We start from the raw sequence: 11,072 nt of genomic DNA, 5'->3' as shown, positions 1-11,072 counted from the left end.
GCACTGCCGAACCGGCCCGCACCCGCCGGGGCGGGCGGCGTCGTTCGCGCAGCGGGGCTTCAGCCCATGCGGCGGACGGTCAGCGCCTGGGCCACCCGGCCGATCGGGCCCTGCTCGTCGAAGAGCTCCGAGTGGGTCAGGCCCACGCCGTCCCCGCCGAACTCCACGTTGGTGTCCAGGCCCACCCACGCGGAGACCGGGGCGCGGAACATGTGGATGGTGAGGTCCACGTTGGGGAACGCCCACGGGCCGATCTCCACGCGGGGCGCCAGGCCGTTGGCGGCGTCCACCGCGCTGATGAACTGGGCGGTGGGGGAGGACTCCTCGCCCTCCACCACGGCCTTGCTGATCCGCAGCCAGCCCGCGCCGCTGCCCGGGCGGGGCATGCGCGCCACGCGGGCCTCGAGGGAGCCGATGTAGCCGCCGCCCCACTGCTCGTACATGTTCAGCTCCTCGCACTGCTCCAGCGGCGTGAGCGGCTCGATCTCCCCGCCCGCCACGTCCTGGGTGTCCGAGGTCTTCAGCCGCCACATGCTCAGCCGGATGCAGTCCCGCCCGCCGCTGCTCATGGTGGCCTCCACCAGCTCGATGGTCTTGCCCGGGCGCAGCACGCGGGTGTGCACCTCGATCTCGCCGCCGGCGATGAACCCCAGGATGTCGAACGAGAAGCGCACCGGGATCATGTCCTCGCGCGGGTGGTTGCGCTCGATCTCGTGCACCAGCAGCCCGGAGGACGCCGCCATGTGCTGCTCCTGGGGGCTCCATGCACCCTGGGTGAACACGGTGGTGCGGAAACTGTGCTCACCGGTGCGGATGTAGTGGGCGTCCGGGGTGTCCTCGCCGTTCACGCCCAGGTGGCCCACGGGCTGCTCGTCGCTCATGCGCTGATCCTCTTCCTGTCCGGGCCGTGGGCGCGCGGCGCATCCCAGGGGACACCCCCATCCACGGCCAAAGTGTGTGCCGGATTACACCCTAGGGGGAGGGCCGTGTGAACGCCTACCGGCGCGTAGTGCGAGCTCGCGCCTGTCCCGCGGGAGTTCTCGGTGAGCCGAGCTCCTGCCACGGACACCGGGCGGGATCAGGGCAGGGCGAGCCGGAACACCTTGCGCCACGCCTGGAACACCTGGCGGGGCAGCGGACCGGAGGTGTAGCGGATCCCGTACTGCTGGCAGATCTCCCGCACGCGCGGTGCGATCTGGGCCAGCCGGTTGGAGGGCATGTCCGGGAACAGGTGGTGCTCGATCTGGAAGGAGAGGTTGCCGCTCATGAAGTGCATGAGGCGGGAGCCGTCGATGTTCGCGGATCCCATGGCCTGCCACCGGTACCAGTGCCCCCGCGACTCGTTCTCCACCTCGTCCTCCGTGAAGGTCTCTGCACCGTCCGGGAAGTGGCCGCAGAAGATCACCGCGTGCGCCCAGATGTTGCGGATCACGTTCGCCGCCAGGAAGCCCTTGATCGACGCCTTCCCCGACCCGGTGAGGGACGCCAGCAGGGGCGAGACCACGAAGTCCTTCGCGGACTGCCGCCCGAGCTTCTTCATCACGCGCTTGAAGTCCTCCCAGGTGGCTCGGCCGGACTTGGTCCCGGCGCGGAACTGGTCCAGCTCCACGTCGTAGATGGCGATCCCCCACTCGAAAGCCGGGGCCAGGAGGAGGTTGATCACGGGATTGAGCAGGTTCACCGGCCGCCACGGCTGGTCCGGGTCCATGCGCAGCACGTTGTACCCCACGTCCCGGTCCTTGCCGAGCACGTTGGTCCAGGTGTGGTGGAGATCGTTGTGGGTGCGCTGCCAGCCGACGGACGGTGCCACGAAGTCCCACTCCCACGTGGTGGAGTGGATCTCCTTGTCGTTCATCCAGTCCCACTGACCGTGCAGGACGTTGTGCCCGATCTCCATGTTCTCCAGGATCTTGCCCACGCTCAGGCAGCCCACGCCGCTCCACCACAGGGGCTTGTGCCGGGAGAAGATCATGCACGCGCGCCCCGTCAGCTCCAGGCCGCGCTGCAGGGCCACCACACGGCGGATGTATCGCGCGTCCGACTGCCCGCGCTGGGAGAAGATGTCCTCCCGCACGGCGTCGAGCTGTGCCGCGAGGTCGTCGAGTTCCGCCCGCGTGAGATTCAGGGGATCACCCGGTGGACGCGGCGCTGTTCTGGTGTCCGGGGTGGGGGTGGCTGAGGTGAGCGTCATGGGGGTTCCTTTGTTCAAGGGGTGCAGGCCGGAGGGATCGGTACCGGCGGAGAGGGGAGAGTGGTGGGTGTCAGGCGTCGAATGCGGCGTAGGGGGAGGGCCTCGTCACGCAGGTCTGGATGGGCCCGGGTTCCCGGTGGAGCTCACCGGTGCGGATGTTGGTGACCGCTCCGTCCGTCATGGGAATCAGGCAGCTGTGGCAGATGCCCATCCGGCAGCCGTGGGGCAAGGGGTGCTCGGCGCGTTCGGCGGCCTCCAGGATGGTGTCGCGCTCACCCACCGCCACGGTGAGGCCGCTGCGCTGGAGACGGATCTCTCCCGGGCGCCCGCCGGTGGCTGCGCGCGCCACATCGAACCTCTCCACCACGGGGGCGTGGCCGGAAACCTCCCCCAGTGCCTCCACGGCCGTGACGAAGGAGTCTGGGCCGCACGCGTACGTCGCGCGCGCCCGGTGGTCGGGGCACAGCGCGCCCACCTCACCCGGGTCCGCGGCGTCGAGCCTGCCGCGCTCCTCGGTGAACCAGAGGACCGGGCGGAGGCCGGGGAACTGGTCGGCGAGCTCCAGGATCTCGTCGTGGAAGATGCACGACTCCCGGTTCCTGGCCACGTAGACCAGGACCACGTCGTGATCCGGTCTGCGAGGCATGAGGGTCCGCAGCATGGACATCACCGGGGTGATGCCGGAACCGGCCACCATGAAGAGCAGCTCCGTGGGCATCTCCGGGAGGATGAACTGACCCTCCGGGCGCTCCAGGTACAGCACATCCCCGGGAGCGGCCCGGTGGACGAGGTGCTCGGACACGGTGCCCTGGGCCCTGACGGTGATCGAGGGGTCGCCGTGCTCGGGAGCGCTGAGGGAGTAGGGGCGCCAGATCCGCTTCCCGTCCACCTCCACGCCGATCCGCGCCCACTGGCCCGCGCGGTGCGGGATCCAGCCGTCGCCGGCGGTGAAGAAGGCGGTCACGGTGTCGGGCGTCTCCCGGTGGATGCGGGTGATCCGCCCGCGCGTGTAGTGGGCGCTCGAGAGTGCGCCGAAGAGTTGTGCGAAAGAGCGCGGATCCTGGGGGTAGCTCAGGATGCCGGCTGCTGTGTGGAGGAATCTCACGATCCCGGAGCGGCCCATGCCCAAGTTCTATCCGATTGATAAGCAGGCTGGCAATCCCTGCGGGCCCTTTTCATCCTTCGGGCTTCCTGGAGGCGCTGCGGCGTGGCGCACCCCTGCAACGAAGAACACCCCGAACCTGAGGTTCGGGGTGTTCTCGAAGTCCCTGATCGGGACAGTGGCGGTGACGGTGGGATTTGAACCCACGTTGGCTTTGACACCAAACATCATTTCGAGTGATGCACCTTCGGCCGCTCGGACACGTCACCAGCTCCCAGCACTTTACAGGCCGGGACGCAACCCCTCCAAACCGGAGCCGTGTGCTGGCACGGTCCGCGGCGGCGTCGGGGTGCCTGGCTGTGAGGCGGGGATCGGCCGGTGCGGTGGGAGCTGGCGCGGGCTGGCTACGGAATGCCGGGGCGCCGGAGGGTCGGGGGCGAGGCCGCGCGGGGGCGGCGTCGTGCCGCGGAGCGGTCAGCGGCGCTCAGCGGTGGGTGCGGAAGAACTCGCGCAGCAGGGCGGCGCACTCGCTCTCCCGGACGCCCCCGGTGACCTCCACCCAGTGGTTGAGGCGGGGGTCCCGCACGATGTCGAACACCGAGCCGCACGCCCCGGCCTTCGGGTCCCACGCGCCGAACACCACGGTGGGCACGCGCGCCAGCACGATGGCCCCGGCGCACATGGCGCACGGCTCCAGAGTGACGACGAGGGTGCATCCCTCCAAGCGCCACTCACCGCGCTGTGCGGCCGCCTCGCGCAGGGCCAGCACTTCCGCGTGCGCGGTGGGATCGCCGCACTCCTCGCGACGGTTGCGGCCGGTGCCGATGACCCGGCCGTCCGCGTCCAGGACGACGGCGCCGATGGGCACGTCCCCGGACCCCGCCGTGAGTGCCGCCTCGGAAAGCGCCAGGTCCATCCAGCCCGCGAGCTGGATGGACCTGGCGGTGTGCGGAAGAGACATCAGGGTCAGCGCTGGACCCGGTTCTGGTTGAACCAGGCCGAGGTGGGCGCCTTGTACGCGGTGACGATCCAGAGGATGTCCACGATCAGCTTGGCGACGACCAGCACGATGATGATGATGTTCCACGGCGCGGGGTAGATGCCCAGACCGAACACGCTGAACAGGGACGAGAGGATCGCGATGGCCGCGAACACCGTGCCCAGGATGCGGGCCCAGTTCTTGCCCTTCTTCAGGAACGTGTAGACCAGCAGGTAGAGGGCCGCGGTGACGACGAGACCCACCACTGTGCCTGCGGTGCCTCCGACACCAGCGGCCTGGTCAGCCGCCTTGGTGGCCATCTCCGTGCTCAGGCCCTTGTCCTTGAAGTACTGCAGGTAGTCGACGTTCGCCGAGGCGATCAGACCCACGATGCCGTTGAGCACGTAGATGCCCAGGGAGATCAGGGTCAGCTTCAGCAACCGGTCCACGGTGGAGGGGCGCTCCATCGTGCCGGTGTACTGGCCGGGGTTGTACTCCGCGGTGCCGTACTTCCCGCCGGCCTGACCGTACTGCTGACCGGAGGGCTGGCCGTTGGGGCCACCCTGCGGTGCGCCGTTGACCGCGCCCTGGCCGTAGGGCATGGGCTGGCCGGACTGTCCCGGGCCGGGCTGTCCGAGGGCGCCGGACTGCGGGTTCTGCGGTTCGTTCGGAGTGGTGCTCATGACTGCCGTCCTTTCATCGGGTGGTGCGAGTGGTGGTGCAGGTGTGGGGGGGTCACTCGTAGCGCAGGGCGGTGATGGGATCCTGGCGGGCGGCCCGCACGGCGGGGATGGTGCCGGCCAGGAAGGCGATGAACATGACCGAGAGGATGATCAGGGCAATGTTCACGGGGTTGAACAGGAACAGGCTCAGTCCGGGCAGCGAGGACAGCAACCCGTTGGACAGCACCCCGCTGAGGATGCTTCCGGCGGCCACGGCCACGGCCGCCCCGATGGCGGAACCCAGGAAGCCGATGAAGACCGCCTCCAGGGAGAACAGCCCGAAGATCTTGCCGCCGCTCATGCCCAGCGCCTTCATGAGCCCGATCTCCCGGGTGCGCTCCTGCACGGACATCAGCAGGGTGTTCACGATGCCGAAGCCGGCGGCGAGCAGCGCGATGATCGCGAAGGAGTTGAGGATCCACACGATGCCGTTGATGACCGCGCGGAACATGCCCAGCTGGTCCTCCACGGTCTGACCCCGCATCTGCTCGTCGGCGAGCGCGGACTTGATGGAGCCCACCTTGGACATGTCGTCCACGGTGGCCGTGGCGGTGAAGTAGGAGTTCGGCACCTTCCGCGGGCTGCCCGAGGCCTGGTAGTCGTACAGCTTCTTGTTCAGGCCCGCAGAGGGGATGGGGTTGTCGGAGGAGCCGGCCAGGGATGCCTGGGACACGCCCGAGACCTTCGCCGTGAACGTCTTGTCCTGGTCCACGGCGTTGCCGATGGCGATCTTCACGGTCTTGCCCACGGCGTCCTGGTTCGATCCCAGGCCCAGCGGCTCCACCCAGGAGGCCGGGAGCAGGATCTCGTCCTTGGCGCGCTCGGGAACCTCACCGGACTCCAGCTGCAGCCCGTCCGCCTCGGGGGGCGAGCCCAGGCTCAGCTTGAACTTCTTGCCGTCGGCGGACTCCAGGTACTTGGGGGTGACCAGGTACATGGGGTCCACGGAACCCACGCCGTCGATCTTCTCGATCTTGTCGATGTCCGAATCCGTGAGCCCGCTGACGGAGCCGAAGCCCAGCCGCACGTCGGCCTCGTCGGGGTTGTACTCGGTGGGTCCGTCCTCCTCGTTCGAGCCGGGGGTGGACTGCTCGGAGACCTTCTGGACGAACAGGGCGTTCTCGTTGCCGAACGCGGCCACGGTCTTGTCGATGTAGTCGTTGACGCCGGTGCCGATCCCCGAGGTCAGGGTGAGCGTGAACGAGCCGATGAAGATCGCGATCACGGTCAGGACGGTGCGCGCCTTGGACCGGAAGGTGTTGCCGATCGCCGTGCGCAGCAGATCGATGAATTTCACGCGGTGGCTCCTGGCTGGTCGGTGGTGCTGGTGGGGGCCGCGTGCCTGCCGGGGCGCGACGGTTCCTGCGCGGCGCGGGCGATCTCGGCGGCGTCGTCCTCGGTGAGGGTCACGATCGCGCCGGTCGCGGGCTCCGTGACCTGCTGGACCCCGGCGGGCTGCTGGGCCCAGGGGTGCTCCTGCGCCCGGTCCTGCTCGGCGACGCCGCTCGTGTTCTTGCCGGGGTTCGGCACCACCTCACCGTCCACCAGGTAGATCTGACGCGAGCAGCGCTGGGCGAGGTCCTCGTCGTGCGTGACGACCACCAGGGTGATGCCCTGGTCCCGGTTGAGACCGAAGAGGATGTCCTCCACCACCTTGGAGGTGGCGGAGTCCAGGTTGCCCGTGGGCTCGTCCGCGAAGATCACGGACGGGTTGTTGATCAGAGCGCGCGCGATCACCACGCGCTGCTTCTGGCCGCCGGAGAGATCGGTGGCCTTGTTGTCCGCCTTGTCCGCCATCTCCAGCTGCTCGAGCGCCTCCAGTCCCCGGCGCTTGCGCTCGGATGCCGGGACACCGGCGATCTTCAGCGGCAGCGTGACGTTCTCCAGCACGCTCTGGTTGGGGGTCAGGAAGAACTGCTGGAACACGAAGCCGAACGCGGAGTTGCGCAGCTCGTTGAGCTCCTTGGCGCTGAGATCGCCCGTGGGCCTGCCCTCCAGCGCCACCACGCCGTGCGTGGGGCCGTCCAGCAGGGCCAGCAGGTGCATGAGGGTGGACTTGCCCGAACCGGACTTGCCCACCACGGCCACCGACTCGCCCTTGCCGATCTCCAGGTTGATGCCCTTGAGGGCGTCGAACCTGGTGTCGCCCCTGCCGTAGATCTTGACCAGGTTCTCCGTTTCGAGAACGGGAGCCGCCATGTGTGGTGCCCCTTCCGAGGGTTGCCGTGCACGGGATGTCTGTGAAGTCACACTGTGTTCCCCCCGAGAATAGAGCACGGCCTCCCGGCACCGGCGGAGGAGGGTGGGCCCGTGACGACATCGTGACGCCCCGCCGGCGGGGTCCACGGCGCCGGTGGTGTCCGGTGAACCCCCGGGCCAGCGCCTCCGGCCGCCACCTCCGGTCGACGACTCGGGCCGGCACCGCGGCAGGTGTCCCGGTGCGGCGCGACGGGAGGGGCGCCGCGGCGTCGTTCAGGTGCTCGGAGTGGCCCCGGACCGCCGCAACCCCGTCCGCTGGGCGCGACTGCTAGATTCTGGGTATGCGAGTCACCGTCTTGGATCACCCGTTGGTCGCCCACAAGCTGAGCGTGTTGCGTGAGAAGGACACGTCCTCCCCCGTGTTCCGCCAGCTGGTGGAGGAGCTGGTCACGCTGCTGGCCTACGAGGCCACCCGCGAGGTGCGCGTGGAGCCGAAGACCATCCAGACCCCGGTGGCCGAGACGCAGGGCACCGCTCTGAGCCGGCCGCGTCCGCTGGTGGTGCCGATCCTGCGCGCGGGCCTGGGGATGCTCGAGGGCATGACCCGCCTGGTCCCCACGGCCGAGGTCGGCTTCCTGGGCATGGCCCGGGACGACACCACCCTGGACATCATCACCTACGCCGAGCGGCTGCCGGACGACCTCACGGGCCGCCAGGTGTACGTGCTGGACCCCATGCTCGCCACGGGTGGCACCCTGAGCGAGGCCATCAAGTTCCTCTACCGCCGCGGCGCGGAGGAGATCACGTGCGTGTGCCTGCTGGCCGCGCCCGAGGGGCTGGAGCGTCTGGAGCGCGAGCTCGGGGACAGCCAGGTCAACGTGGTTCTCGCGTCCGTGGACGAGCGGCTGGACGAGAACGCGTACATTGTCCCGGGCCTGGGGGACGCCGGGGACCGGCTGTACGGCGTGGTGGACTGAGCCCACCCAGTTCTCCACTCGCGGGACGTCCGACCCCATCCGGGCGGGAAAAGCAAGCAGTTTTCCACTGGGAGTAACCGGGGGCGTGTCCCATCTCAAGATGCGAGAAAATCGCGCGTATATTACTTGCCAGTGGAGTCGTGTGTCGCCGAACATGGACGATAACGCCGTTTTCCAGTGAATTCACGGGAACGGGGCTCAACGAGGCAGGGGTTGGAATGTCAGGCGCACCGGGTTACGTCCACATCTCGCAGCGGCACCGTGTGCCCGGCGCCCAGCCCGCCGCGCGCACTCGTGGAACCCATCGCGCCCCGATCGGGTCGGAGGACCACCGGCACCTGCGCTCCGTGGCCGCGGACTTCGCGCCCCAGGCCCGCCCCGAGGCGCAGGCGGTGCTCGAGCAGCAGCCCACGGAGGCCCGGGGCTTCGTGCTCTACGTGGGCGTGGACGAGCAGGCCGCGGCGGACCGCGGCATCAACCTGGTCCAGCTGGTGCAGGAGATCCGCCAGCACATCCGCTCCACGGTTCCCGAGTCCGACTCCTACGCGGCCGTGGCCCTCGCCCCGGTGAACGCCGAGGGCACGGACTTGGAGGTCGTGCGCAGCGCACTGGGGGACCCCACCTTCACGGACCCGGTCATCGAGCCCCTGACCCCGCTGCCGGCCTGCGGTGCCGGCAGTCGCATCGACCACCAGCGCGTGGGCGTGCTGATCGACCTGTCCCGCCGCGAGGTGTTCCTGGACGGGGACCTGCTGAACCTCACCCACCGCGAGTTCGAGCTGCTCAACTACCTGGTGGAGAACGGCACCCGCACCGTGGGCCGCACCGAGTTGCTCGACAGCCTCTGGGGGGATGCCGAGGAGATCCCCTCCGAACGCACGATCGACGTCCACGTCCGGCGGCTGCGCTCCAAGCTGGGACGCCTGGCCAACACGGTGCGCACCGTGCGCGGGCAGGGCTACCGGTTCTACGACCACCCCGAAGTGGTCGTGTGGGCCGCCCCCGAGTACTCCATCTGACGGCCTTCCGGCTCATCCGGCCGAGACTCCACGCCCCGCCGGTGCAACCACTGTGCGCACTCAGGACGCCACTGCCCATGCCGCGCGCCGCGCACGACGCCGCCCGCAACGGTGCCCGGCGGCGTCGCCAGCCGGGGTGAGCGGCCCGTGACAGACTGGCACGCATGACGCGCCACGACCTCAAGCAGCTGGTGATCATGCGCCACGGGGAAGCCGACTTCCCGCGGGACGTGCCGGACCACGACCGTCCGCTCGTGCCCCGCGGAGCGCGGGAGGCCGCGGCGGCGGGTGCGTGGCTGGCGGAGAACGCACCGCCCGAGATGATCCTGGTCTCGCCGGCCCTGCGCACCCGACAAACGGTCACGTGGGTGTGCCACGAGCTCGGGGAGAGGGCCCCCACCCCGCAGCTGTGGGACTCGCTGTACAACGGTTCGGACGCGCAGCTGCTCGCCGCGGTCAACCACGTGCCGGAATCCGTGCGCACCCTGCTGGTGGTCGCGCACATGCCCGGTGTCCTGGACGCCGTGCTGCGCCTGGCCTCACGGGACTCGGACCAGGACGCCATGATGGACGCCGCCGCGGGGTTCCCCACCGCGGGAACGGCGGTGCTGGAGGTTGCCGGGGACTGGGCCCTGCTCGACGGTGCCGACGCCCGGCTCACGCGGTTCCACGCCCCGCGGGTGTGAGGGGGCCGGCGCGCTCACTGTGCGCGTTGCTCCACGGCCCGGCGGCGGAATGACGATCTGTGCCACGGGCGGCACCCCTGGGCCTGCGCTTCGGGGGTCCCGCGCCGCGACACCATCGCCGGGCACCCGGGCCGTCCCGGGTCAGCGCCTGGGCTCGCAGGCCACCCCGTCCCCGTCCCCGTCCAGACCGGTGCGGTACCCGGGGGAGCCCGCGTACAGGGGTGCCATCCCGGCGGCGCGCGCGTCCACGCACCGGGAGAAGTAGAGGTCCCCGGAGGGGGCGTTGGCGGGTGGTGCCCCGGGTGCCGGTGCGGCGGGTGGTGCCGGCTGCGCGGGGGCCGCGGGCTGGGCAGGAACCTCCGCGACGGGCTCGTCCACGGGCTCGTCCACGGGCGCCGGCCACTGGCGCGCACGCGGCAGCTGCTGGCCGGGGCAGGTCTCCAGCACCCGGACCGTCGCGTTCTTCTCCGCGTCCGTGACCCACAGCTCGTAGTTCTTCTTCACCGCGATCTGCGTGGCCACGTACTCGCAGCGCTCACCCGTGGCAGGCGGCAGCCAGGTGGCGGCGTCCCCGTCCGACTTGCGGTTGTTGCTGGGGCCGTCCACGGCCAGCAGGTTGAGGGGGTCGTTGGCGAGCTCGGTGCGCCGGGCGGCGTCGAGCTGCTGGGCGCCCTTCTGCCACGCGTCGGAGAGCGCGACCACGTGGTCGATCTGCACCTCGGAGCTGGTGTCCTGCCCCGCCGTGAAGGCCGTGGCCACCCCGGTGTACGGGCTCAGCAGGGAACCGGCCGCGACCGTGCAGCCGTGCGTCCCGGGCTTCACGTCGATCCCCGTGAGGTCCCGGCGCAGCACGTCGTTGCGGGTGTCGCAGCCGTTGTGGTCCGTGTCCGCCCAGCGCGGTCCGAACTCGTCCCGGGAGTAGCCGGTCTTGGGGGCGCGGCCCTTCACTGGTATCTCGTCCAGCGCCGCCAGCGCCGTGCCGGGCGCGGCATCGCGCGTGCGGTCCTCGGCGCGGTGCTCCCCGGCGGACGACGACGCCGCGCTCGGCCCGGGCGCCCCGGTGCGGCTCGCAGGGGTGGCGGGCGTGGTGGAGGGGGCCGGCGGCGTCGTCGTGCTCCGCGCGGTGCCGGAGCCTGTGGAGGACGCAGACGGTGTCGGAGCGCCCGGCGTGCCGCACCCGGTGAGGGCCAGGACGAG

Annotated in this window: 11 protein-coding genes and 1 tRNA gene; 3 read left to right on the top strand and 9 right to left on the bottom strand. The window is 70.2% G+C overall.

Annotated features, from left to right (window positions below):
- Nucleotides 1-59: 59 nt before the first annotated feature.
- The 8 genes from QL985_RS11080 to QL985_RS11045 form a co-directional block, all read right to left on the bottom strand.
- Complete coding sequence (locus QL985_RS11080) at nt 60-881, bottom strand: thioesterase family protein (RefSeq protein ID WP_019309926.1); 822 nt, start codon at nt 879-881, stop codon at nt 60-62.
- Between the two features lie 197 nt (nt 882-1,078).
- Nucleotides 1,079-2,191, bottom strand: coding sequence for an acyl-CoA desaturase (locus tag QL985_RS11075; protein WP_144801996.1), 1,113 nt, complete (start codon nt 2,189-2,191; stop codon nt 1,079-1,081).
- Between the two features lie 70 nt (nt 2,192-2,261).
- A complete protein-coding gene (locus tag QL985_RS11070; RefSeq protein WP_059281444.1) occupies nt 2,262-3,314 on the bottom strand; it encodes an iron-sulfur cluster-binding domain-containing protein in 1,053 nt (350 codons plus the stop codon).
- 158 nt (nt 3,315-3,472) lie between these two features.
- A tRNA-Ser gene (locus QL985_RS11065) sits at nt 3,473-3,562 on the bottom strand.
- Nucleotides 3,563-3,777: 215 nt separating this feature from the next.
- Complete coding sequence (tadA, locus tag QL985_RS11060) at nt 3,778-4,254, bottom strand: tRNA adenosine(34) deaminase TadA (protein WP_059281445.1); 477 nt, start codon at nt 4,252-4,254, stop codon at nt 3,778-3,780.
- Between the two features lie 5 nt (nt 4,255-4,259).
- Complete coding sequence (locus QL985_RS11055) at nt 4,260-4,955, bottom strand: hypothetical protein (RefSeq protein ID WP_121566896.1); 696 nt, start codon at nt 4,953-4,955, stop codon at nt 4,260-4,262.
- A gap of 52 nt (nt 4,956-5,007) precedes the next feature.
- Entirely contained in the window at nt 5,008-6,291 is a 1,284-nt protein-coding gene (locus QL985_RS11050) for an ABC transporter permease (RefSeq protein WP_059281447.1), read from the bottom strand.
- Nucleotides 6,288-7,193 (bottom strand): ABC transporter ATP-binding protein, encoded by a 906-nt coding sequence (locus QL985_RS11045; RefSeq protein WP_059281448.1) that lies wholly within the window; start codon nt 7,191-7,193, stop codon nt 6,288-6,290. Before QL985_RS11045 ends, QL985_RS11050 begins: the two co-directional genes overlap by 4 nt.
- 341 nt (nt 7,194-7,534) lie before the next feature.
- Here QL985_RS11045 and upp point away from each other — a divergent pair, with 341 nt between their 5' ends.
- The 3 genes from upp to QL985_RS11030 all read left to right on the top strand — a co-directional run bounded on the left by upp (nt 7,535) and on the right by QL985_RS11030 (nt 9,875).
- Nucleotides 7,535-8,170, top strand: a complete 636-nt coding sequence (gene upp / locus QL985_RS11040; RefSeq protein WP_019309933.1) for a uracil phosphoribosyltransferase — start codon at nt 7,535-7,537, stop codon at nt 8,168-8,170.
- 218 nt (nt 8,171-8,388) lie between these two features.
- Nucleotides 8,389-9,189: a winged helix-turn-helix domain-containing protein gene (locus tag QL985_RS11035; protein WP_070636985.1), complete on the top strand. Its 801-nt coding sequence runs from the start codon at nt 8,389-8,391 to the stop codon at nt 9,187-9,189.
- 164 nt (nt 9,190-9,353) lie between these two features.
- Nucleotides 9,354-9,875, top strand: coding sequence for a histidine phosphatase family protein (locus QL985_RS11030; RefSeq protein ID WP_070636984.1), 522 nt, complete (start codon nt 9,354-9,356; stop codon nt 9,873-9,875).
- Between the two features lie 141 nt (nt 9,876-10,016).
- Here QL985_RS11030 and QL985_RS11025 read toward each other — a convergent pair.
- Nucleotides 10,017-11,072, bottom strand: a 1,056-nt coding sequence (locus QL985_RS11025; protein WP_290147845.1) for a DUF1524 domain-containing protein, incomplete at its 5' end; no start/stop codon positions are given.

It is taken from the genome of Kocuria sp. APC 4018 (assembly GCF_030407675.1).
Classification (GTDB): domain Bacteria; phylum Actinomycetota; class Actinomycetes; order Actinomycetales; family Micrococcaceae; genus Kocuria; species Kocuria rhizophila.
This window is presented reverse-complemented; position numbering and strand designations above follow the sequence as displayed.

Coding starts and splice junctions, on each gene's coding strand:
- QL985_RS11080 (WP_019309926.1), bottom strand. CDS start 881: ATGAGCGACGAGCAGCCCGTGGGCCACCTGGGCGTGAACGGCGAGGAC.
- QL985_RS11075 (WP_144801996.1), bottom strand. CDS start 2,191: ATGACGCTCACCTCAGCCACCCCCACCCCGGACACCAGAACAGCGCCG.
- QL985_RS11070 (WP_059281444.1), bottom strand. CDS start 3,314: ATGGGCCGCTCCGGGATCGTGAGATTCCTCCACACAGCAGCCGGCATC.
- tadA (WP_059281445.1), bottom strand. CDS start 4,254: ATGTCTCTTCCGCACACCGCCAGGTCCATCCAGCTCGCGGGCTGGATG.
- QL985_RS11055 (WP_121566896.1), bottom strand. CDS start 4,955: ATGAGCACCACTCCGAACGAACCGCAGAACCCGCAGTCCGGCGCCCTC.
- QL985_RS11045 (WP_059281448.1), bottom strand. CDS start 7,193: ATGGCGGCTCCCGTTCTCGAAACGGAGAACCTGGTCAAGATCTACGGC.
- upp (WP_019309933.1), top strand. CDS start 7,535: ATGCGAGTCACCGTCTTGGATCACCCGTTGGTCGCCCACAAGCTGAGC.
- QL985_RS11035 (WP_070636985.1), top strand. CDS start 8,389: ATGTCAGGCGCACCGGGTTACGTCCACATCTCGCAGCGGCACCGTGTG.
- QL985_RS11030 (WP_070636984.1), top strand. CDS start 9,354: ATGACGCGCCACGACCTCAAGCAGCTGGTGATCATGCGCCACGGGGAA.